A 21,844-nucleotide genomic window follows, 5' to 3' on the forward strand; every position below is an offset into this window, starting at 1 on the left:
GAGGATCTAAGGAGCGTTCAAAAAATATGGAAGCATTTTTCAAATCACTGTATGGCGTAGCCTATTTCGCAATGTCCATTGTCCTGGTCGCCGTCACAGTACTTCTTTTTGTTACAGGTATTCGGCTGTTTATGAAGAAACGCAATCGCGGTTTTGCCGTAAGCTGCATACTGTTTGCCTGTTTCATTGTCTTTATTATTGTGGTAATGCTGACCACGCCCTTCTCCTCCACCCCTCCAGGTTCACCGGAAGCCATGGCTGCGCTGCTGCAACTCGGGTAGAATACCTGTCTAGAAGGAGATGCATATGAACTCAAAAGGAACTCTCGGCATTATCGATATTGGCTCCAACTCCATTCGTCTCGTCATTTACGAACTGGATCATGAAGGAGCCTACCGGATTATTCATGAAGATAAATATGCTGCGCGACTCAGCAACGTGGTTGAAGAGGATGGGCAGATCCTGCCTCACTCGCTGGAACAAGCCATCACCGTCTTGCAGCAGTTCAAGGCTACTTGTGACGCATTCCAAACAAAAGTCATTCGCGCTGCAGCTACAGCTGCCATTCGCAATGCTCGCAACGCTGCTCAAATCATAGGCTGGCTTGAAGAGGAGACCGGACTTGAGATTGAATGTGCCTCCGGAGATCAGGAAGCGTATTACGGCTTTCTTGGGGTTATTCAGTCCATTGATCTGCAGGATGGCTATGTCGTGGATATCGGTGGCGGCAGTACGGAGGTAACCGTATTCCGGGATCGCAAAAGACTTCACAGTATTTCTCTGCCCATTGGCGCCGTAAACTCGCATGCCAGGTATGGCGGGGAGGATTCCTGGTCTGAAGCAAATGTTGCTGCGCTGTGCAATGATGTCATTCAGGCACTGAAAGATCAGGAGTGGGTCCGTCAGCATCCAGGTCTTCCGCTCATCGGTCTTGGAGGTACCATGCGTACTCTGGCCAAAATTGAGCAAAAAAGAACACAATACTCGTTACCCGTAACCCACCACTACGAGATCAGTGCTTCAGCCATGGAGAACCTGGCCAAATCACTGCCTTATCTCACTTCAGGTCAGCGTAAAAAGGTGCCTGGTCTGGCGAAGGATCGTGCTGACATCATTGTGCCTGGTGTTCTGATTCTCAGAACGGTCTTCGACATTCTTCAGGGAGATCGTTATGTCGTAAGTGGAGCAGGATTGCGTGACGGAATTTTGCGTGATCTGATGGCCCCGCACCGGCCAGCCTCTCCTACTGCACTGGAGGACAGCATCCGCAACTTCATTCATTTTGGCCCGCCAGTTCCCGAGAAGAAGCTGAAACGAATCCATCAGGATGCAACGGTGATCTATGAGGCATTGGATGGGGACACACCCAAACCAGCAGATTCAAGAATCCTGTATACCGCCTGCATGCTTTATGGGGCAGGAAAACAGATCAATTATTTCCGTTATCCCCAGCACTCGGCGTATTGGATTATGAATGCGGGCATATACGGACTTTCCCACCGGGAGACCGTGCTGACAGCTATTGCAGCCGACTATCATCCCAAAAAAAGAACGCCCCAGCTGCTGAATAAGCACCGGGACATTCTGAAGGATTCGGATGAACGGCACGCTCACCGATTGGGCTCCATCTTGCGCATAGCCGAGGCCATTCATCGTTCGGAGCGAATCTCTGCGATACGTGTAACCAAAGAAAACGGCTCGCTGCAGATCAAACTAATCTGCTCAGCCGAGCCGTTACTGGAAATGCATGGCCTGGAAGAGGCCGCCAAGGATCTGGAAGAAGCATGGGACGTTAAGTTGACATACTCCACTCTGCAGGCTTCCAAGGAATAATGCCCATTGCCTCCGTCTGACTTCTCAGCGGGGGCTTTTCGTTTTCCACAAAAACATAATTGCCGCCAGGCATCAATTCCCTTGCCTTCACATTGTCATTCAGGGACAGATTCAGGATGTCGACAAGCATCTTCTTGAGTGACGGATCAAATACCGGGCACATCAGCTCAATTCTTCGTTTCAGATTCCGGGTCATCCAGTCTGCGCTGGAGATATATACATCCGGGTTCCCGCTGTTCTCAAAGTAAAACAGGCGAGAGTGCTCCAAAAATCGATCCACGATGCTGATCACCCGAATATTTTCACTGAGTCCCTCTACACCTGGGCGAAGGCAGCACACCCCGCGGACAATTAAATCGATCTGTACACCAGCCTGGGATGCAACATATAACTCATCAATCATATCCTGGTGAGATAACGAGTTGATTTTGGCAATAATGCGAGCCCGTTTCCCCTTAAGCGCATGCTCTGTCTCCCTCCGTATGAGTGAAAACAGTTCATCCTTCATGCCATCGGGAGCAACGCGGAATGCCTGCATGGCCTTCGGTCCCGAATAACCGGTTATTTCATTAAAGAGTTCCGATGCATCTTCACCAATGATCGGATTGGAGGTGAACAGTCCTACGTCAGTGTAGACCTTCGCCGTACTTTCGTTATAGTTGCCTGTTCCAACGTGCACATAGCGTCTTAAGCCATTCTGTTCCCTGCGCACAACAAGAATGATTTTTGCATGGGTCTTCAAACCAACCAAACCATATACAACGTGACAGCCTGCCTTTTCCAGCTTGCGCGCCCACGCAATGTTGCGTTCTTCATCAAAGCGTGCCTTCAACTCCACCACAACGGTCACTTGTTTGCCGCTCTCTGCTGCATGAGCCAGAGCCGGAATGAGACGTGAATCCCCGTTGACCCGGTACAATGTCATCTTGATCGCCATGACTCGTGGATCTTCCGATGCCTCAAGGACAAAATCTGTGACGGGTTCAAACGATTCATATGGATGATGAACGAGAACGTCCCGTTTGCGCAGCAGTTCAAAATGGCTCTCCCTCGGTAAAAATTCCGGTGGATACACCGGCTGAACCGGGCTATATTTCAAATGAGAGAAGCCTTCGATGCTGTCTACAAATCCAGCCAGGAAACTCAGATCCAGCGGACCATCAATTTCATATACCGGATCCTGAATCTCGAATTCCTCCTGCAATTCAAGCAGTGCATCTGAACGAAAATCCTTACGCACTTCCAGCCGGACGGGAGCTCCCCGGCGACGACGACGCAATTCCTTCTCGATGGCTTCCAGCAAATCCTCCGCTTCCTCTTCATTAATGGAGAGGTCCGCGTTACGGGTCAGCCTGAATTCCTGCACAGCCAGCGGAATATATCCGCTAAACAGGGTATGTGTATGATGTTTTATCAAATCTTCTATTAATATGAATGTTTTCTTTTTGCTGTTTGCACGCAGAGGTACGGGAACGACACGCGGCAGATTCGAGGGGACCTGAACAATTGCAAAAAACGGCTCATCCTCCTGCTCCTCTTCCTTCTGAAGCATCACGGCGAGATAGACCGATTTATTATGCACCAACGGAAATGGTCGGCTCTGATCCACGGCCATGGGTGTCAATACAGGGAAAATAATATCATGAAAATATTGATCCATTGCCCGTTGCTGTGTTCCATTAAGCTCGTTATACTCTTGTAGAACAACTCCCTTTTTGGCGAGCAGGCGAATCAATTCCCGATACGTTTTATATTGCTCAGCCACCATGGCACCTGTTCGTTTGATTAATCTCCGATATAAACCGGACGGGGTGTATCCTGAAAAGTCCTTTTGGGTAAATCCTGCTTTAATTTTCTCTTTTGTCTCTGCTACCCTTACACTCATGAACTCGTCCAGATTACTGGCTACAATTCCGAGAAATCTCAACCGTTCCAATAGAGGTGTGGTAGAATCCTGCGCCTCCTGAAGCACACGCCGATTAAATTCAACCCAGCTTAAGTCACGGTTAACATAGTTGCCTGTTTTAATATCTCTATGCATGTATGGCCTCCGAATGTGTTGCATATCAATCCTTGTTTAGTTGGTCCTACTTTAATTGTACTATCCGTGATTGGATACAAGCGTCATCGCAGTGTAAAAGCAGTGTAAAATTTATGTAAATGATACCTCATGACGATAACTTTTTCCATCCCTTTACAAAGTGCAATAGACAGAGTAAAGTGAGGTACAGTGCGATTTGGTCCGGTTGCTGTTCTTCTTCCAAATACGTCGTTATTAAAGGAGTATATAATGAAATCAAATAAACCTAGAACGTTACAAAAAAATATAGAATTTTTCACCGCCGCCCTGTCCCAATGTGTCGTAACGGCATGGCAAGAAGACCCGGCTGGTGTGTATTGCGAAGTGGGTCGCGGGATTGTGGAGCGGATCAGCGAAGACAGCGTGCGTATTCGTAACGAGAACGGAACGAAGAGTCATTATGCACGAGATATTACGATGTTCCAGACCGAAAAATAATTTGCATTAATATGAAAAAAAGACTAGCTTTCCGAAACCATGTGTTGTATACTCTTGCCACAAGGAAAGGAGGTGCGTCAACATTTCTAATCACATGTTGAACGTGTCCCTTACCCGATCCACTAGCTCAAATTAAATGAGACTGGTGGAGGCGCGGGATACGGATCAAGGTTTTAATAAGCGCCACGGGTAGAAAAGCCGTCTTCGGACGGCTTTTTTTATTTGTCCTTTTTTGGGTAAGATTGAATAGAATGAAATGAAAAGAAAATGAAATTTTCAAATTTTTCTTAACTTATTGTCAATTAATTTATCAAGTGTTATGATTCAAATAACACAATGATACATTTTGTATCATAAATCGGAGCACACTGGCTGTTAACCTTGGTTTTATTTCAAAGGCTGTAACGAAAGGTGGGTTGTGAATACATACACGATACGCTTGCCTCAATAGACAAATAATCATTTTATAAATTGGAGATGGTGTAGACGTGAGTAAGAACCATACAATTCACGGACTGCGTGGATTATGTGCTCTAATGGTTTTTGTCGGACATGTTATATCCATGTCGATTAACGGCGGTTACCTTACCATAAACGAGCACGCTACCTTGGTCTTGGCAGAAATCGGTGTTGATGTTTTCTTCATGATTAGTGGTTATCTTATTGTGCAAAGTTTAGTGAAACACGGGAAGATTGGACAGTTTGTCTATAATCGCATCATACGAATCTATCCTGTGTACCTCCCCTTGCTGGTTATTATGTTTGTGGCAGGGCCTGTAATTCAATTTGATTGGTTGGCCAACTTGACGGCTTCGGAATACATTCTGAATTTCATTTATGGATTGTTCATGCTTCCAGGTGTTTTTCCACTTGAAGAAGCTGTTCGTAATGCAAGAACACTCAGTTATGAATTTGCTTTTTACCTGGTCAGCGTCATTTTCTTCGTATCGCTCAGACCCCTAAACAATAAATACATGAAGTGGTTTTTAATCATACTGGGTCTTGCCATCACCTTGGCTGTCGTCATTCGCATGCCGCGAGCACTGTTCTTTCTCACAGGAGTTCTGGCCTATTACGCTAGTGAAAGGTTTAATTTTCTCCCCTCCAAGCTGCACTCACTCTTAGCCTTAATCATAATTTATCTGGCTACATACTTCGGGGATATTTATTTTTCCATCATCTTCGGCGTGTATTTCTTCTATCTGATCATCAAGGAACATGGGGTTTTATCGAATCTGTTGAGTACTCGCTTTTTCCAGTACTTCGGAACGATAAGCTACAGCTTTTATCTCCTGCATCCCTTTGCCCTATTTCCCTTCCAGCGTGTAATGGCACGCTTCAATCTGCCTGATTATGTATCGTTAACCATCACATTTGTGGCTGGTCTGATTATCGCAACCTTAATCTCTCATATTTCTTATGAAGTCATAGAAAATCGCTTTACCAATCGTTATCTCAAACGCAAAAAACGTCCTGTTACACCTCATGTACCCACTCCAGCCCCACAGACAACTCCGGTTAGCTGAAGCAGAAGCTGCTGCTTTTGAACAACCATGCTTACTTAGGTTCTTACAGAACATATCAAGAGGCTGTCCCCATGCGGGGGCAGCCCCCATGCATATTACTGATAAATCCATCAAGGAGTGGTTTAAAAAACAACCAAAATATTGGAAATGAACCCTGTAGCGGCACAGTTCTCCCGCCTATAATTAGATTGCAACTCATTCTAATATTCAGGGAGGAATATTTTAATGGCCAGATTTGTAAGGGGTTACAAAACTTCAATTGTCCTTGTTCTCATTTTGCTGTTCACTTCGATTATGCTGCCTGCAGGTCAGCATGCCAGCGCAGCTCCCAGCTTCGCCAAAGGGGCAGATATCAGCTGGGTACCGGGCATGGAAGCGCAAGGTTACAAGTGGAAGGACAAAAATGGTGTACAGCGTGACATTATTGATATTTTGAAAAATGATTATCAGATCAATTCCGTTCGTATTCGAGTGTTCGTTAATCCGTCCAATGATTATGGCAACGGATATATGAATAAGGATCGCGCGGCAGCTTTGGCACAGCGGGCCAAGAATGCGGGCATGAGCGTCATGTTGACTTTACACTACAGTGATTCTTGGGCTGACCCTGGTCAACAAACCAAACCGGCTGCCTGGAAAAATTACACCTTCCAACAGCTGATGGATGCGGTATGGAATCATACACGTGACGTGATGACGGCCATGCAGAGCAAAGGGGTAACGCCTGACTGGGTGCAGATCGGAAACGAAACCAGCAACGGCATGTTATGGGAGGATGGCAAAGCTTCCACGAACATGAAAAATTACGCTTGGCTGGTGAACACAGGCCATAATGCCGTTAAGTCCATGAGCACTGGAACCAAAACAATCGTGCATCTGGCAGGTGGAGACGATAACGCACTGTATGTATGGAATATTGGTGGGTTAATCAATAATGGGGCTAACTTCGATATGATCGCCATGTCCCTCTATCCTTCAGCCTCCGGCTGGAACACAGCGGTGACGAACACGGTGAACAATGCGAAAGACCTGATCAATCGCTACGGCAAAGAAATCATCATCTCCGAGATCGGCATGGACAACAACCAGGCTGCTGCAGGCAAAAGCTTCGTGGCCGCCATGAAAAATCAAATCCGCAACCTGCCAAACGGCAAAGGAAAAGGCGTATTTTACTGGGAGCCGCAAGCTACTCCAGGGTATAACGGTGGTTACGGCAAAGGCGCTTGGCAATCCAATATGATGCCGACAGTGGTCATGGAAGGATTTATCGACTAGACCCGGTCGAGTATGCAAAAAAGGCACTGACCTCCGTGGGGCAGTGCCTTTTTTTACGATGCCTGGGCTGTCACCGTTGGTTTTTTGGCATGCATACGAATATAATAAGCTACAAGAGAACTTATCGTTTCTAGAGGAGGTTTAGGGATGAGCTTTTTAAAAGGATTAGGGCAGTTCGCAGGGGAAGTTACCGGAAAAGTACTTGGTGGCAGCGTTAGGGTTATCGGTGAGATCGCAGGCAGCTCCTTCGTTAAGGAGGTTGGCAACGGCGTAGAGAAAGCTACGATTAACACGGGGAAAACGGTAGGTCAATTGGCAAGTGGTACATATGATCTGGCCAGCGGTGCAATTCGAAAAGATGATGCTGCGGTCGAGGCAGGACTTGCCGATTTGGGAGATGCCGTGACCAATACGGCAAAGGGCGTTGCAGTTTCAGCCAAATATGTATATAACGGCGGCAAGGATGTTGTCGTAGGCATGAAAGAAGAAGATATGGACCGAGTGAAGCTTGGCGCCAAGCATCTTCTGGCGGCGGCCGCAGTGACTACTCTTGCTGTGGGTGTCATCGATGCCGTTGATGGTGCTGATGGTGCTGATGGTATGGATACAGTGAGCATTGCGGAGTCCCCAGATATCACCTAATCCACTGAAAATTCGGTAAAACGTATACTTAATTCTTTTGCAGCATTAACTACATCCCTAACTCTATTTTAAATGAAACGGACGCTGATCTATTGAAATGATCGGCGTCCGTTTTAGTTTTATGGCTAAACAGGGTTACTTCGCTTCGCCTACGACAGTAAAGCGTTCGTTTTTGTGTTTTGCATTCTCAATTTCGTCCACCAAGGCAATGGCATAATCTGCATAGCTGATATAACTTTTGCCTTCACTGTTCAGAATGATGTGATCTTTACCCGTTTGATATTTTCCAGTGCGTGCACCTTCGGGATTGAAGAAGCTTGCCGGGCTAAGGAATGTCCATTGAATTCCGGAGGATGCTTGCAGGTCCTGCAGATTTTTTCCTTGGTTTGTCGCTGTTGGTTTGTATGCATCAGGGAACCCTGGCGCATCAACGACACGCAGGGAGTGCGTCTCATCGGTGAACAGACTGCCAGCCCCGCCTATCACGATCAGGCGAGTTTGAGGAGCATCTTTCAGGATGTTGATCAGAGCCTGTCCCACTTCCACATGCAGATGTTCTTTTCCAGCAGGTGCGCCGAATGCATTCACGATAACATCAAACGCTTGGGCATCCTGCGAAGTAAGATCAAATACATCCTTCTCCAACACGTTCAGGCTTTTGTCTTCCACCTTGGATGCGTTACGTACAATTGCAGTTACTTCATGGCCTCTGCTCGCTGCTTCTTTCAGGATCAGATTGCCTGCTTTGCCTGTTGCGCCAATAATTCCGATTTTCATCATCATCTCTCCTTTAAGTTTGTTTTGTGGGATAACTTATATTGTAACTATATTAGTTACAACTAACTTTGTCAACTATTCCTCTCTGGTGATTAAAACATAATAATACGCAGCTCCAGAGGCACCTCCCAACTGAAAACTGCGCATTATTTATTTTCATTTCTATGATTAGTCTTGGCACGGGTCTTTAATCTTCCTTTATTACGTTCACTCCAATTTATGGAACCATGGTGTTTAACAACTGTCAGGGATGTCAGGATTACCTCAAACCTTCACTTCCTTCTCAACCCAATTTTCATTCTGTATATTTTTTGTTTTCGTACTAAACCTGACCCCTATCTTACCCACAAAATAATTTCCAATCTTCAATTTATGAAGCACAAAAGTGAGCAATATGGATACCCCAATACTCAAAACAAAAGTTAAAGGTATATTAATCCATGGACTCAGCCCATCGAAAATCTCGCTAAAGTTCTGCACGAATATCAAATGTAATAAGTAGATACCAAAGGAATACCTGCTTACCAGATCAATAATCCAAGGTATCTGTTTTATTTTGGATGTAAGATAAAAGGCAACAAAGATTACGCTTATCGTATACAACAACATGTCTATTCGCTTGGAGTTCCCTTCAGGTAACAAATCTGAAAAACGAAAACTCAATATGACAAGGAAACTGACAATTGAGGATAAAACGAACCATTTGATGTATCGAGCCAGGAATTCCCGAAAAGCAGTATGATTTTTACCACCATAGTAAGCTACCGAGAAATAAAATAACCATCCAGGGAAAGGTATCCAGTAGAAACGGTTCCATAAATACTCCGCACCAGGGATTAAGAAAAGCGGGGGGACAAAATTGAAGAAGCCGAGGTAAATTAGATTAACCACTAAGCACAGAAAAATCATGAGCTTCGGTGATATCTTTTGGAAATACTTCGTAAATATGATGTGCAGGACATAGAATTGAAAAATAACAATAATGAAGTAGGCGATATAATCTGCTGCAACAATGTTTCTAACAATTTTAACAAGCAAGGCTATAGTTGTTAAGTCCCCTGATCTGCTTAAACTATATAATGCGTAAACCACTGCCATCGTTATGTAGGGAATCAGGATGTACCTAACACGTTTCCATAGGAATTGATTAGGAATGTGATTAGGATATGATTTCGCCAAAAGAAATTCAGAAATAAAAACAAACGTGGGTGTCCCAAACAAGAGAGCAAGTTTTACTACCTCTAGGGACGTTACGGATGGGTTAGAAAGTACTCCCTCATAGTTTGTAAAGGTCATATTAATACAATGGATGGCGACAACAGTGAGACAGGCAAGACACCTAAGCCAAATAACTTCAGGGACCAGTTCTTTTTTCAATGCAAAATTCCCCTTCCGTTTCAATTTGATACAAATTGTATCACTTATGAATTGATTTAGTAAATATTGAATTTTTTGTTATTTTCTAAAGTCTGAACTTTTGCGAGAACTCAGAGAACATGACAAAAAGACCCCTACAACGTATTAGTCGAGACTATCACGCTATAGAGGCCTGATTTCAATAGTTCATTTTATGTTTAAAAAGTAACGCCGAACGGTTGAAGTCCTAACAATCCTTATCCGGTACCCCAGCTTCTTCTCTCGTACGGAAAGAAGATCCGCAGCCGCAAGTCGCAACCGCATTCGGATTATGGATGGTGAAGCCGCCGGACATACCGGACTCTTCAAAATCAATTTCAAGACCATTCAGATATTTCAGGTTTTCTTTCTCGACTACAACCTTCATATCGTGAATATCCATATAAATATCCTCATCGGATTCTTTATCATCAAAGCCCATGGCGTACGAAAATCCGGTACAACCTCCCGGTGCAACGCCCAGACGCAGGAACATGTCAGGTGTCTCTTGCTGTGAAAGCATCTCTTTCAATCGCTCGGCAGCTGTTTCGCTGATGCTAATCATGCCAGGTCACTCTCCTTTTCGTTAACTCTTCTTAAATTATACTCCACCCCGTCAAGAGGCTCAAGCCATGTTTATCCCTATTCTGTGTCTGTCCTGGCTCCTTTTTCTTGCCAGTGTATTGAACCCCCGGGACACGAGGTTTATAATGGATAGGTGATCGCTCTGAAATGTCGATATTTTGTCATGACTTATTCAAACGATGATCATATATGGAGTTGTAATTTTTTTCACATTTCGAGACTGCCACGCAGTCCCCAATGCATATAGAGTCATCAGACTCACTTTTAGATTTTACAACCATTCGGCCAAAAACTTAAAGAAAAATTCAGCTTTACACATGCAGCATATGCTGCACCGGGTAATGGAGGGTTAGTCCTCTAAAGAGGCGGCAGATGACCGCATCTTTTTTATGTAGTTCTGTAAACAAGACCTACATTTAACTCAAATCCGGTTAAGAACAGGAGGAAACCAAATGTCTACATTGGTAACACCATTCACAGACAAAAGAATGGCGGAAATCGTTGAGAAAGTGCAGAACGGCGTAAGGCTGAGCGTAGAAGACGGCGTCTATCTGTATCAAACGGATGATTTGCTGACTCTCGGCCAACTGGCCAATGAGGCCAACCTGCGCAAGAACGGCAAGAAAGTGTATTTTATCGAAAACATGAGTCTTTACTTCACTAACGTTTGCGAAGCACACTGCGCTTTCTGTAACTTCCGCAAAGACCAGGGCGAAGAAGGTTCCTACACGTTGTCTGGAGAGGAAATGATCGAGTACGTAGAGCAGCATATACACCCGGGCGTACGTGAGTTCCACATTGTAGGCGGACATAATAACCATGTGCCTTTTCAATATTATGTCGATTCCCTGCGTGCTTTAAACGAAAAATATCCGAATGTAACATTGAAAGCTTATACGGCGGCAGAGATTGATTTCTTCACTCGCATCAGCGGACTCAGCATTAAGGAAGTGCTGCAGGAACTGCAAAAAGCAGGCCTGAAATCACTGACGGGCGGCGGAGCAGAGATTCTGTCCGATGAGTACCGCAAAAAAATGCGTGTCGACAAAGCAAACGTGGATCGCTACCTTGAGGTACATCGTACCGCTCATAATTTGGGCATGCGTACGCATACTACAATGCTGTATGGATCGATTGAATCTTACGAGGATCGCGTTAACCACATGGCACAAATTCGCGAACTGCAGGATGAAACCAACGGTTTTATGGTATTTATTCCACTTTCCATGCAGCCTAAGAGCAAAAATGCCAGCATTATGCGCCGTAACTCGGCGTACGAGGATCTTAAAACCATTGCGATTAGCCGCCTCATGCTGGATAACATTGACCACATTAAAGCATACTTCATCAATATCGGCCCACAGCTGGCTCAAGTCGCCCTTGGATTCGGTGCTTCGGATGCACACGGCACCATCGTTCGCGAACGGATTAGTCATGCCGCAGGAGCCTTGACGCCTGAAGGCCTCACCCGCAAAGAGCTCATATGGCTGATTAAGGGCGCTGGTCGCATTCCTGTTGAACGCGACACCTTCTACAACGAAATCCAAGTATACGAATAAACCTGCTGCATCGTCTCGATAACCTCTTTCATCCATAACAGGAGAACGACCACTCGAATCGATGCATCAAGTGGGTATAATACCTCTAATTTTAGACTCCACAATTTTCGATATAATAATTACAATAAAACAAAAGGAGCAGCTATGTGAAAGCATAGCTGCTCCACAGGTTACAGCCCCGATCATACGGGACTGATGCAGAAAGGAAGCCGAGTCATGAAAAATTTCGTCATTCTCGGGGGCGGCTATGGCGGCCTCACGATCATCAAGGAACTTCTGGAAGGCAAAATACCGTCAGATACACAAATTGTGTTGGTGGACCGAAGCCCATTTCAGGGATTGAAGACCGAATATTACGCACTCGCAGCAGGTACCGTATCGGACTATGACCTGCGCATCCAATTTCCAGTCCATGAGAAAGTCACTTACCGTTATGGAGAAGTCACTTCGATTGATCTGGAACAGCGTCAGATTGAATTTGAAGGCCAGGATCCTTTGGAGTATGACAAGCTTGTCATCGGACTTGGCTGTACAGACCGTTTCCACAATACTCCGGGAGCTGAAGAATACAGCTGTACCATTCAAAGTTTTAGCAAAACGCGGGAAACCTATCTCCGTCTGAACGAAGTGAAAGCTTACGGACATGTGCATATTGTTGGCGGTGGCTTGAGCGGTGTCGAGATGGCTGCTGAACTGAGAGAGAGCAGACCAGATCTCAACATTAGTATTCTGGACCGTGGTGAGCGCGTATTATCCGCATTCCCGCAGCGGTTGTCCGCTTACGTGCATGAATGGTTTAACGAACATCAGGTAGAGACACGCGGACATGTCGCCATCTCTCGTCTTGAAGGGAACGCTATCTATAACCGGGATGAAGAAATCCTGACGGATGCTGTAGTATGGACTGCCGGCATTCAGCCCGTTAAAGTCGTGCAGGATCTCGACGTTACAAAAGACCCTCAGGGCCGGGTTGTACTGAATGAATATTACCAAATTCCTGAATACACAGATGTTTATGTGGTCGGTGACTGTGCCAGTGTACCTTATGCACCAAGTGGTCAGGCTGCAGAAGTACAGGGTGAACAGATCGCTCATATTCAGCATGCCCTCTGGAAAGGCGAAAAGCCCAACCCGCAGCCGCTCAAGCTCCGCGGCACGCTAGGTGCACTCGGCAAGAAGGCTGGGTTTGGGCTAATGGGCAAAACGTCCATGATGGGACGTGTACCTCGTATCTTGAAAAGCGGCGTGCTCTGGATGTCCAAGCGTCATCTCGGTTAGTCGAGATCCAGCTCATCCCAGGCATCGGCTTCGGCAATTTTGGCCAAAATGGCGTCATATAGATCTTCCACTTTGTCCGTGATGACAACTTCACCGTTGACCAGTGCAAAAGGAGTCATATAACATTGGCCACAGTTGCTGAGGCAGCCGTATTCTATCACGTCATAGTCTGGATTCTCTTCGAGTTGCTCCATGACTTCATCTGTGCCAAAATGCATATTGTTGGCACAAAATTCAATAATCGGTCTCATGTAGGTTCACCTGCTTTGTTTGACCATTTTAATTTACGGCCAATTGTAATATAATATATAGAGGAAAGGAGTTGAAAAATATGAGCGAAAACGCACAAAGCACCATGTATGATGAGGTATCTGACGTGCTTGACAAACTTCGTCCGTTCCTGCAACGCGATGGCGGTGACGTGGAACTGGTCGACGTGGAGGACGGCATCGTTAAGCTGAAACTGGTCGGTGCCTGCGGCAGCTGCCCAAGCTCCACCATTACCTTAAAAGCCGGGATTGAACGCGCCCTTCTTGAAGAAGTTGACGGTGTCGAAGAAGTCGTACAAGTATTCTAATCAATCCTTCACGAAATAAACCTCAAGAGCCTTTCGCTTCAATCGAAGCGGAGGGCTCTTTTTTTGTGCGTTTCTCTAATGTCCCTCTTCACGCTGGATGGTTGGACGTATAGGATCGAGCCCGCCCGAAACATCCATAATGTTGCCTGTAATAAAATCGGAGTGATCCAGGCACAAATACGTAATCACCCGAGCAATATCTTCACCGCTCCCAGGACGGCCTCTCGGCGTCTCCTGATCGGTTATGCCAGCTAATTCATCAATCGTTTTTTCCTTATTGGCCCCCCGGATATCACCGGGACACACCATATTCACCGTAATGCCGTAAGGAGCCTCCTCCACAGCAAGCGTCTTCGTAAAGGATACCAGACCTACCTTCGCAGCAGCGTAAACTGCACGATGAGGCCAGGATCGTGCCTCTCCCGCATGACTGAAACCAAAATGAATAATTCGGCCCCACTTTTTGCGTCGCATCTCCGGAAGCACGCGTTGGTCGAGAAGCATGGGGCCCAGCAGGTTCCCCTGTACCAACATTTGAATCTCGGCCTCGGTATAGTCTGCAAACAATCTTCGTTCGCGAACGAAAGGTCCCGCATTATTCACCAGTATATCAATACTGCCCAGCTCGACTTCAACCTGTTCTACCAACTTGGCGATGTCTTCCGTTTTGGAAATGTCTGCTTGAATGGCGATGCACTGTACACCTTTTGCTGTGATCTGGGCCTGAAGTGCTTCAGCTTCGATACGGCTGTGCACGTAATTCAAGGCAATATGGCATCCCTGATCTGCCAGACGGAGGGCCGTCATTTTTCCAAGACCTTTGGCACTTCCCGTTATGAGGGCAATCTTCCCCTTCACGTCCATCCCCCTCTTCAAAGAGCAGTCACTCATCCAGTATAAAAGATTTATCATCCCCTCACAACTTGCAACACCCCGCCAATCTGTTCCATGTGCAAAAAAGTGTAAATTGAGGACTATATACTTAATTTTAAAATTACCAAAATGAACTGGACTAGGTCCTAAGAAGTAAAAATAACCCTTATTCACCATAAATACCTTGTCAGTGGTAACCGCATATGGTAATGTCGATAAGTCATTATTTTCTTATGATGATAACGACATAATACATATAATCATGTAATTTCCACGTTATATGATGCATTCGAAAGGAATAGCATAATGAAAAGATGGTTACCTGCACTTTTGACAATGTTTCTCGTAACTGCGCTCCATCTCCCCTTTACTCCACAAGCATTCGCAGAAAGCAGCAATGATGGCAACTCACAAGATTACGAATGGATTGATGGACCAGCGTCTGTTTCCCTGGATGATAAGGCCACACTACAAGTTGCCGAAAATCTAACTTATCTTGACGCTTCCAACACCAAGCGTTTTATGGAAGACAGTGACTCTTTCCCAAACGGTACTGAAATCGGTAGTATATATGGAGCTGGAGAACAATCGAACTGGTATGTCGTGTTTGAATATAATAATACCGGACATATCGACGACGGTGATCAAGATGATCTGGATGCCGACGAACTTCTGGATAGCTACAAACGAGGTACTGAAGATCAGAATGAGAAAACCACTCCGGACAATCAGCTATTTGTCACCGGATGGGATATCGAACCTGCGTACGACAATAATACACATCAACTGCTGTATTCCCTCGGCCTTAAGGATGCCCAGCAGGAAGAGCTTGTGAATTACAATGTTAATGTCCTGACGCGTGAAGGATATATCGGAGTTATCCTGGTAACAGACAGCGCGAATTTTGAACAAAATCGCCAGCAATTCGAAGATAGTGTACTCAGCAACCTTACCGTAAATAAGGGGTACAAATACGAAGAATTTAATGCATCTGTAGATAAAAAATCGGAGCTTGGTTTGACTGGACTTATTTTGGGAGGCGCTGGAGTAGCCGTGGCAAAGAAAGTCGGTCTGCTGCTTCTGCTCAAAAAGGGTTGGTTCGTGATCGTCGCTGCTATTGTTGGCGCATTCAGTTGGTTACGCCGAAAACTGACAGGAAGAAAAAATAAGTCTGATTCCCATTCAAACGAACGGGATATCATATCACCTATAGAGGAATCCTATCAGCAACATGCCGCTGGACAAGAGTCCCCGAGGCAAACAGGTACAACATCTGATCGAAATTCAGAGCATGATCCTAATAGACATTCATAACGTTTTGCACATAAAAGCCCCGCAATCTTTGATAGATTGCGGGGCTTTTAACATGCTTTTTAGTATGAAAATACAGAACTATTTAGAATGCAGGTTCAACTGCACCTTGATAACGTTCCTTGATGAAGGTTTTAACTGCTTCGGAATTCAGGGCAGCAGCCAGCTTCTTGATCGCATCTGCATCCTTGTTGTCTTCACGGGCAACGAGAATGTTTGCGTAAGGGTTGCCTTGCAGATCCTCGATAAGCAAGGAATCCTTCTCCGGATTCAAGTTAGCTTCAAGGGCATAGTTGGCATTGATGAATACCAGATCGGCTTCATCCAGCTGACGAGGCATCATGGCTGCATCGAGCTCAATAATATCCAGGTTTTTCGGATTAGCTGTAATATCCTGAATGGTGGATGCAATATTGGTATTGTCTTTCAGCGTAATGATTCCTTCTTTTGCAAGCAGCAGAAGTGCACGACCACCGTTTGATGGGTCATTAGGAATGGCTACTTTGGCGCCGTCTTGGAGTTCATCCAAAGATTTGATCTTTTTGGAGTATCCAGCAAAAGGCTCAACATGAACAGGCGTTACCGAAACGAGGTTAAAACCACGTTCTTTGTTTTCTGTGTCCAGGTACGGCTGGTGTTGGAAAAAGTTTGCATCCAGTTGTTTATCGGCAAGCTGTTGATTTGGTTGAACATAGTCGTTGAATGTTACAACCTGCAAACGAATGCCTTGAGCTTCCAGCTCAGGTTTGATGCTCTCCAGGATTTCAGCATGAGGTGTAGGAGAAGCTCCCACTTTCAGTTCCACCGTACGCGGTGCACCTGCCTCATTATCTGCGCCACTGTCGGAATCCTTGTTGTTTCCGCATGCAGCCAGTACCGCAATCAGCATCAAGCTTAGCAGTGCAAAAGACCATTTTTTCATGAGTAAAACCCCTTCTCCAATAAATTTTTTTGTTGCATCTTTGCATTCATTCGATATGGAATGGATGCAGTATGCTATATATGTGTTATTTCCGGGTGAACAGTTTAACCAGTTGATCGCCAAACATTTGCAGAACTTGTACGAGAATAACCATAAATGCAACAGAAATAATCATAATTTCATATTGGTATCTGAAGTACCCATAGTTAATTGCTAGCGTACCCAGTCCGCCTCCGCCGACCATACCCGCCATGGCTGTATACGAAACCAGCGTTACAATTGTGATTGTAATCCCAGCGAGCAGACCAGGCAGTGCCTCGGGAAGCAGTACACGTCTTACAATCTGTCCGGTGGATGCTCCCATTGCCTGAGCCGCCTCGATGACACCACGGTCTACTTCACGCAGCGTTGTCTCGACCAACCTTGCAAAGTAAGGAGCAGCTGCGATGACGAGCGGCGGTATGACGCCAAGCACCCCAGTGGCTGTACCCACGAGTGAACGTGTAAACGGAATGAGGGCAACAATCAGAATGATAAATGGTACTGATCTCAGTATATTAACAATAATGGATAACACGGTGTAGATTGTACGTGACTGGATGGAAGCCGATCTTGCTGTCATGAATAGCAGCACACCCAGCGGCAACCCGATAATGATGGTGAACAAACCGGAAGCTCCCAGAATTTGCAGTGTTTCTATGGAGGCCTTACCGATCTCTTCCCAACGTACAGTTGAAAAATCCATATTAACGAAGCACCTCCACATCAAGCCCTTGCTCCTTCAATTCCTGCACAGTCCGGCTGATCGCATCTGCATCGCCTTCAAACCGCACGGTCAACTGGCCATATGGGATCTGTTTGATCCTTGAGATCGTACCTTGCAGAATGGCGAAGTCCACTCCGGTCTGACGAACGGTTCTCGACAGAATGGCTTCATACGTTTTCTCACCCAAGAACGAAATTTTGACCAACTGTGATCGGCCATCCTGCAGTACTGTTCCTCCCGCATGTGCCATTGCTGCTTCTTCTAGAAGAAGCTCAGAATCGTGATCACGCTGCATGAAGTCACGCGTGATGGCATGCTGTGGTTTAAGGAAGACATCTGTTACTGGGCCTTGCTCCACAATTCCCCCCTGATGAATGACAGCAACTTGATCACAAATGCTCTGAATAACATGCATCTCATGCGTGATCAAAACAATCGTGAGATTGTATTTCTGATTGATGTCCAGCAGCAGCTTCAGAATCGAAGCTGTCGTCTGCGGATCAAGGGCAGATGTTGCTTCGTCACACAGCAGAACGGAAGGATCACTGGCAAGTGCACGGGCAATACCAACTCTTTGTTTCTGTCCACCTGACAGCTGAGCCGGATATTTGCTGCTATGATGCTCCAATCCAACGAGAGTTAGCATCTCCTTCACCTTGCGGTCAATATCAGCTTTAGGTGTATTCACGAGCTTTAGTGGAAAAGCTACATTGTCATATACTGTAGCCGAGGATAACAGATTAAAGTGCTGAAATATCATGCCAATCTTGCGTCGCTGCTTCTGCAGCTCTGTCTTATGGAGACCGATTAGGTTGACTCCATCTACCCATACCTCACCAGATGTTGGTCTTTCGAGCAGGTTGATACAACGGATCAATGTACTTTTCCCTGCACCAGAGTGTCCAATCACTCCGAATATTTCACCTTTACCGATCTTTAGATCCAAATCGGCTAGGGCTGTCGTTTGTTTTGAACCTCTGCCATACGTCTTGGTTAATCCTTTTAATTCGATCAATATGACTTCTCCTTCCCACCGCCTACATGTATCTTTACCCGAATGAAAGGAAAACTCCCCTCTGACATATAAAAAAGAGCCCTTTTGCAGAAACAAAAAGGGCTCTTCACGCGAAAGAATATACCTTCTCATCTGCCAAAATCGTGCTGTGCACCATTTTGTAGGAATTAGCACCTAACATCTATAAAGTATGACTGGTTGTCATGTCGTTATAAATCGGTTGCCGGGCTTCATCGGGCCTGTCCCTCCGCCGCTCTCGATAAGAAATATTAAATTTATAAGTTCAGTGGTAAAATGTAAATGGTATGCATGTTAATGTCATGTAACGCTTAATTAGAAACTCAGTATAATCCAAGTATTCCGCTTTGTCAAAGGTAAATATTACACAATTATTTTGCCACTTCTGACATGCCCTGCTTGTGCCACATTTTATTAATGTAACCATAAGATGCTTTTAGCGTTTCGCAAACCATATCCACACCCTGACGCAATTCCTCCAGGTGCTGATCCAGATCTTCAAGCTTCACTTTCCCCTGCAACGTTTGATGAAGCTGCCACAGATCATCCTGCATCTCGGAATTCATGTAGTGAATCTCCATATTCCGACGTTTGCGCAATTTGCTCATCGGTTCCCGATATGCATCCTTAATTTTGATTAATTCAACAGCAAGATCATTATGCATTTTCGAATAGCCAAACTGTCTCATCACGGTAAAATACGAAAAATGGGATTTTACCTTGGAGGTGTTCAGATTAAAAATTTCATTTAATACCGTGCCTGTCTTATCCAGAATTGCAAAACAACGAATGAACCCATCCTTGTAGAAGTACACGTATCGGGCGTACTCGGCCTTCTCCTCAATGGTCATGTCATCGGTGGAGCCAGCCCTGACCTTCTGGCGGAAGTGGGAAGCAGCGAAGCAGGCCTGCTCCAGCTCGTCCAGTGAAGAAATTAATCCCTGCGTCCATACGTACAGTTTGCGATAATCGTGAGTCGGGTCCTGATTCAAATCCAGCTGTCGTTGTAACAGTCCGAGTGTCTCCACCATGGACTCGATCGCTTCTTCCAATACGCCCTCATTCTGACGCGGCAATTCACCCAGCAACGTTCGCAGCATATACAGCCTCCTCTTTCCACTCTGCTGATCAATAAGATGATTTATAATATTAAACCTAATCGGAATCAGAGTAAACGTATGATCGCTGCTTACATTAGGGTGCCCTGCCCCGCCTGACATCAAACAAAGCCCACCTGCCCAATGATGTGCATCATTGGATGGCGGACTTTGCATTTGGAAACCATGAACGACTCTGTACAATTAAATGTTAGAAACGATCAGCTGGTCGATGAAGCTTGTACACCAGGAAACTCATATAGGTTAATATCCCGAACAAAATGGCGATATCAAGCATGTGAGCCAGAGCCACGAACATGTACACTTCCGGACGGCTGATGGTAAGCATCATGCCAAAACCGATCAGGACTTGGAGCAGAATGAGCACCACAGATACAACGCCCAATGCCCGAAGTTCCGTATTATCCGGATGTTTGCGATATGCATAATGCCCCAGGATTGCAATCACAATAACAAGGGAAGCAGCGGCTACACGGTGAGCAAATGCTACGGCCACGCCACCAGACAGTTCAGGTATAATCTGTCCGTTACAGAGCGGGAAGCCTGAGCATCCCCCAGCTGAGTCGGTATGACTTACAAAGGCCCCTGTGTATACCACAAGATACGTGTAGATGGTTGAGAACCATACCAGGTTGCGGAAGCTTTTGCTGACCCGCGGGTATTTGTTCAATCTTTCGAGACCACCATGACGAGCCTCCTGCCTAATCCCGAGAGCCATCATCAGGGAACTGGCAAAGGCAATCAGGGCAAAACCGAAGTGCAGCGCCATGACCGCCGATGATTGGGAGAAGACAACGGCAAAAGCCCCCATAATCCCCTGGATAATGACAAAGATCAACGTTAAGAAGGAAAACAACTGCAGATCACGACGTGATTTGCCATATCGTAGAAATGCAACAAAAGAGGCAATGGAAAGTAATCCAGCCAATGCGCTGACCGCGCGATGCGAATATTCAATCAGTGAGGCTACAGTATGTGCAGGAACGAGTTTACCGTTACATAAAGGCCACTCCGTGCCGCACCCCAGTCCGGATTCCGTCTTGGTAACGACCCCGCCGCCGAACGTAGCCAGGAACATAACAAGACAAGTTAATACGGTTAACCATTTAAACAAGGTTAAGTGCTTCAATTTTTTCTCACCCGCTGTTGGTTTAAGATGGCGAAGAATGATCTCTCCGCTTGTTTCGATACTTTGACACTTATTTCACAACTAACACAACTAAATTCATTATACCGGATAAAAGTGTCATTGACGCCTCGCTTTGTGACAAAATGTTAACGTCTGTCGACAGAATGACCAATAAGTCATCACCTTATATGTACCTTTATATTGTCCCCTGAAAAAGCAAAAATAAAAACGCCATTTCCCCTTTTGAAGAGGAACGGCGCCAATTAGAATTCACAGACGAATTCGCCCGTGCCTTCCTTTATTTATGAATCGTATTGTAAACTTCAACCGCACGCTGCAAAAATTGTTCAATCTCTTCTCTCGACTTGCGAAGTTTGTTCACGTAGCGAACAAGTTCGCGACCATCGGTGTATGCAACAAAGCTTGGAATACCCAAAATATTTTGTTCCTCACTAACGGTGCCCACCTGATCCACATCGACCTCAATCAGTGTCAAATCGCGAGCAAATTTTTCCTCGACCTCAGGCATAAACGGATCAATGTACTTGCAGTCTCCGCACCAATCTGCCTTAAATACCGCTACGGTAAGCCGAGGAGATTGAATGGCCACATCAAACGCAGGCTTGGATGTAATCTGTTCCATGACAACATCTTCCTTTCTGTACCTTGTCTTATCCTTAGTGAAGCAAATTGCCGAGTGGAAGTCAAATATTCAGCACATACTTAT

Annotated in this window: 22 protein-coding genes and 1 riboswitch; of the genes, 10 read left to right on the forward strand and 12 right to left on the reverse strand. The window is 45.6% G+C overall.

Going from position 1 to position 21,844, the window contains the following annotated elements:
* The first annotated feature begins 26 nt into the window (after nt 1–26).
* Both F4V51_RS23890 and F4V51_RS23895 read left to right on the forward strand, forming a co-directional pair.
* Complete coding sequence (locus tag F4V51_RS23890; RefSeq protein ID WP_095292088.1) at nt 27–281, forward strand: hypothetical protein; 255 nt, start codon at nt 27–29, stop codon at nt 279–281.
* A 25-nt stretch (nt 282–306) separates the two neighbouring features.
* Nucleotides 307–1,833 carry a Ppx/GppA phosphatase family protein gene (locus tag F4V51_RS23895; RefSeq protein ID WP_153979885.1) on the forward strand — a complete coding sequence of 509 codons (1,527 nt, stop codon included), beginning with the start codon at nt 307–309 and terminating at the stop codon, nt 1,831–1,833.
* On the opposite strand, the gene ppk1 is transcribed toward F4V51_RS23895, so the two are convergent.
* Complete coding sequence (ppk1, locus tag F4V51_RS23900) at nt 1,793–3,874, reverse strand: polyphosphate kinase 1 (protein ID WP_153979886.1); 2,082 nt, start codon at nt 3,872–3,874, stop codon at nt 1,793–1,795. The two genes, F4V51_RS23895 and ppk1, sit on opposite strands and share 41 nt — an antisense overlap.
* A 249-nt stretch (nt 3,875–4,123) precedes the next feature.
* Here ppk1 and F4V51_RS23905 point away from each other — a divergent pair, with 249 nt between their 5' ends.
* The 4 genes from F4V51_RS23905 to F4V51_RS23920 all read left to right on the forward strand — a co-directional run bounded on the left by F4V51_RS23905 (nt 4,124) and on the right by F4V51_RS23920 (nt 7,794).
* The gene (locus tag F4V51_RS23905) at nt 4,124–4,351 is read left to right on the forward strand and encodes a hypothetical protein (protein ID WP_153979887.1); all 228 of its coding nucleotides are present in this window, start codon (nt 4,124–4,126) and stop codon (nt 4,349–4,351) included.
* 488 nt (nt 4,352–4,839) lie between these two features.
* Nucleotides 4,840–5,877: an acyltransferase family protein gene (locus tag F4V51_RS23910; protein WP_153979888.1), complete on the forward strand. Its 1,038-nt coding sequence runs from the start codon at nt 4,840–4,842 to the stop codon at nt 5,875–5,877.
* 294 nt (nt 5,878–6,171) lie between these two features.
* Nucleotides 6,172–7,152, forward strand: a complete 981-nt coding sequence (locus F4V51_RS23915; protein ID WP_397332805.1) for a glycoside hydrolase family 53 protein — start codon at nt 6,172–6,174, stop codon at nt 7,150–7,152.
* 147 nt (nt 7,153–7,299) lie between these two features.
* The gene (locus F4V51_RS23920) at nt 7,300–7,794 is read left to right on the forward strand and encodes a hypothetical protein (protein ID WP_153979890.1); all 495 of its coding nucleotides are present in this window, start codon (nt 7,300–7,302) and stop codon (nt 7,792–7,794) included.
* A gap of 135 nt (nt 7,795–7,929) precedes the next feature.
* Here F4V51_RS23920 and F4V51_RS23925 read toward each other — a convergent pair whose 3' ends face one another.
* From F4V51_RS23925 to F4V51_RS23935, 3 genes are all read right to left on the reverse strand, one after another.
* Nucleotides 7,930–8,571, reverse strand: coding sequence for an NAD(P)-dependent oxidoreductase (locus F4V51_RS23925; RefSeq protein WP_153980842.1), 642 nt, complete (start codon nt 8,569–8,571; stop codon nt 7,930–7,932).
* A gap of 264 nt (nt 8,572–8,835) precedes the next feature.
* Nucleotides 8,836–9,948 (reverse strand): acyltransferase family protein, encoded by a 1,113-nt coding sequence (locus tag F4V51_RS23930; RefSeq protein WP_162009986.1) that lies wholly within the window; start codon nt 9,946–9,948, stop codon nt 8,836–8,838.
* 226 nt (nt 9,949–10,174) lie between these two features.
* Complete coding sequence (locus tag F4V51_RS23935; protein ID WP_095292107.1) at nt 10,175–10,531, reverse strand: HesB/IscA family protein; 357 nt, start codon at nt 10,529–10,531, stop codon at nt 10,175–10,177.
* A gap of 472 nt (nt 10,532–11,003) precedes the next feature.
* On the opposite strand from F4V51_RS23935, the gene mqnE reads away from it, so the two are divergent.
* Nucleotides 11,004–12,110, forward strand: coding sequence for an aminofutalosine synthase MqnE (gene mqnE / locus F4V51_RS23940; protein WP_153979892.1), 1,107 nt, complete (start codon nt 11,004–11,006; stop codon nt 12,108–12,110).
* A 216-nt stretch (nt 12,111–12,326) separates the two neighbouring features.
* The gene (locus F4V51_RS23945) at nt 12,327–13,388 is read left to right on the forward strand and encodes an NAD(P)/FAD-dependent oxidoreductase (RefSeq protein WP_095292109.1); all 1,062 of its coding nucleotides are present in this window, start codon (nt 12,327–12,329) and stop codon (nt 13,386–13,388) included.
* Here the strand turns inward: F4V51_RS23945 and F4V51_RS23950 are convergent.
* Nucleotides 13,385–13,639 (reverse strand): YuzB family protein, encoded by a 255-nt coding sequence (locus F4V51_RS23950; protein WP_153979893.1) that lies wholly within the window; start codon nt 13,637–13,639, stop codon nt 13,385–13,387. The genes F4V51_RS23945 and F4V51_RS23950 overlap by 4 nt on opposite strands.
* Nucleotides 13,640–13,719: 80 nt before the next feature.
* Between F4V51_RS23950 and F4V51_RS23955 the strand changes: the two genes are divergently transcribed.
* Complete coding sequence (locus F4V51_RS23955; RefSeq protein WP_062324083.1) at nt 13,720–13,965, forward strand: NifU family protein; 246 nt, start codon at nt 13,720–13,722, stop codon at nt 13,963–13,965.
* A 75-nt stretch (nt 13,966–14,040) separates the two neighbouring features.
* On the opposite strand, the gene F4V51_RS23960 is transcribed toward F4V51_RS23955, so the two are convergent.
* Entirely contained in the window at nt 14,041–14,823 is a 783-nt protein-coding gene (locus tag F4V51_RS23960; protein ID WP_153979894.1) for an SDR family oxidoreductase, read from the reverse strand.
* A 321-nt stretch (nt 14,824–15,144) separates the two neighbouring features.
* Here F4V51_RS23960 and F4V51_RS23965 point away from each other — a divergent pair, with 321 nt between their 5' ends.
* Nucleotides 15,145–16,152: a DUF2167 domain-containing protein gene (locus tag F4V51_RS23965; protein WP_153979895.1), complete on the forward strand. Its 1,008-nt coding sequence runs from the start codon at nt 15,145–15,147 to the stop codon at nt 16,150–16,152.
* Nucleotides 16,153–16,234: 82 nt separating this feature from the next.
* Here the strand turns inward: F4V51_RS23965 and F4V51_RS23970 are convergent, their stop codons facing one another.
* From F4V51_RS23970 to F4V51_RS23995, 6 genes are all read right to left on the reverse strand, one after another.
* A complete protein-coding gene (locus F4V51_RS23970; protein ID WP_153979896.1) occupies nt 16,235–17,071 on the reverse strand; it encodes a MetQ/NlpA family ABC transporter substrate-binding protein in 837 nt (278 codons plus the stop codon).
* Nucleotides 17,072–17,156: 85 nt separating this feature from the next.
* Nucleotides 17,157–17,816 carry a methionine ABC transporter permease gene (locus F4V51_RS23975; protein ID WP_170948264.1) on the reverse strand — a complete coding sequence of 220 codons (660 nt, stop codon included), beginning with the start codon at nt 17,814–17,816 and terminating at the stop codon, nt 17,157–17,159.
* A 1-nt stretch (nt 17,817) separates the two neighbouring features.
* Nucleotides 17,818–18,852, reverse strand: a complete 1,035-nt coding sequence (locus F4V51_RS23980) for a methionine ABC transporter ATP-binding protein (protein ID WP_153979897.1) — start codon at nt 18,850–18,852, stop codon at nt 17,818–17,820.
* 125 nt (nt 18,853–18,977) lie between these two features.
* Nucleotides 18,978–19,118, reverse strand: a riboswitch (SAM riboswitch).
* Between the two features lie 123 nt (nt 19,119–19,241).
* A complete protein-coding gene (locus F4V51_RS23985; protein WP_153979898.1) occupies nt 19,242–19,970 on the reverse strand; it encodes a Cthe_2314 family HEPN domain-containing protein in 729 nt (242 codons plus the stop codon).
* A 208-nt stretch (nt 19,971–20,178) separates the two neighbouring features.
* Nucleotides 20,179–21,117, reverse strand: coding sequence for a COX15/CtaA family protein (locus F4V51_RS23990; RefSeq protein WP_153979899.1), 939 nt, complete (start codon nt 21,115–21,117; stop codon nt 20,179–20,181).
* Between the two features lie 298 nt (nt 21,118–21,415).
* On the reverse strand, nt 21,416–21,760 hold the full coding sequence (locus tag F4V51_RS23995; RefSeq protein WP_095292122.1) for a thioredoxin family protein: 345 nt from the start codon (nt 21,758–21,760) through the stop codon (nt 21,416–21,418).
* Between the last annotated feature and the right edge of the window lie 84 nt (nt 21,761–21,844).

It is taken from the genome of Paenibacillus xylanilyticus (genome assembly GCF_009664365.1).
In the GTDB taxonomy this organism is placed as follows: domain Bacteria; phylum Bacillota; class Bacilli; order Paenibacillales; family Paenibacillaceae; genus Paenibacillus; species Paenibacillus xylanilyticus_A.

Bases quoted from the DNA above. Each gene is read 5' to 3' on its own strand.
- F4V51_RS23970 (WP_153979896.1), bottom strand. From the start codon at position 17,071: ATGAAAAAATGGTCTTTTGCACTGCTAAGCTTGATGCTGATTGCGGTA.
- F4V51_RS23925 (WP_153980842.1), bottom strand. From the start codon at position 8,571: ATGAAAATCGGAATTATTGGCGCAACAGGCAAAGCAGGCAATCTGATC.
- F4V51_RS23995 (WP_095292122.1), bottom strand. From the start codon at position 21,760: ATGGAACAGATTACATCCAAGCCTGCGTTTGATGTGGCCATTCAATCT.
- F4V51_RS23985 (WP_153979898.1), bottom strand. From the start codon at position 19,970: ATGCTGCGAACGTTGCTGGGTGAATTGCCGCGTCAGAATGAGGGCGTA.
- mqnE (WP_153979892.1), top strand. From the start codon at position 11,004: ATGTCTACATTGGTAACACCATTCACAGACAAAAGAATGGCGGAAATC.
- F4V51_RS23905 (WP_153979887.1), top strand. From the start codon at position 4,124: ATGAAATCAAATAAACCTAGAACGTTACAAAAAAATATAGAATTTTTC.
- F4V51_RS23895 (WP_153979885.1), top strand. From the start codon at position 307: ATGAACTCAAAAGGAACTCTCGGCATTATCGATATTGGCTCCAACTCC.
- F4V51_RS23965 (WP_153979895.1), top strand. From the start codon at position 15,145: ATGAAAAGATGGTTACCTGCACTTTTGACAATGTTTCTCGTAACTGCG.
- F4V51_RS23915 (WP_397332805.1), top strand. From the start codon at position 6,172: ATGCTGCCTGCAGGTCAGCATGCCAGCGCAGCTCCCAGCTTCGCCAAA.
- F4V51_RS23890 (WP_095292088.1), top strand. From the start codon at position 27: ATGGAAGCATTTTTCAAATCACTGTATGGCGTAGCCTATTTCGCAATG.
- F4V51_RS23975 (WP_170948264.1), bottom strand. From the start codon at position 17,816: ATGGATTTTTCAACTGTACGTTGGGAAGAGATCGGTAAGGCCTCCATA.
- F4V51_RS23920 (WP_153979890.1), top strand. From the start codon at position 7,300: ATGAGCTTTTTAAAAGGATTAGGGCAGTTCGCAGGGGAAGTTACCGGA.
- F4V51_RS23955 (WP_062324083.1), top strand. From the start codon at position 13,720: ATGAGCGAAAACGCACAAAGCACCATGTATGATGAGGTATCTGACGTG.
- F4V51_RS23950 (WP_153979893.1), bottom strand. From the start codon at position 13,639: ATGAGACCGATTATTGAATTTTGTGCCAACAATATGCATTTTGGCACA.
- F4V51_RS23935 (WP_095292107.1), bottom strand. From the start codon at position 10,531: ATGATTAGCATCAGCGAAACAGCTGCCGAGCGATTGAAAGAGATGCTT.
- ppk1 (WP_153979886.1), bottom strand. From the start codon at position 3,874: ATGCATAGAGATATTAAAACAGGCAACTATGTTAACCGTGACTTAAGC.
- F4V51_RS23945 (WP_095292109.1), top strand. From the start codon at position 12,327: ATGAAAAATTTCGTCATTCTCGGGGGCGGCTATGGCGGCCTCACGATC.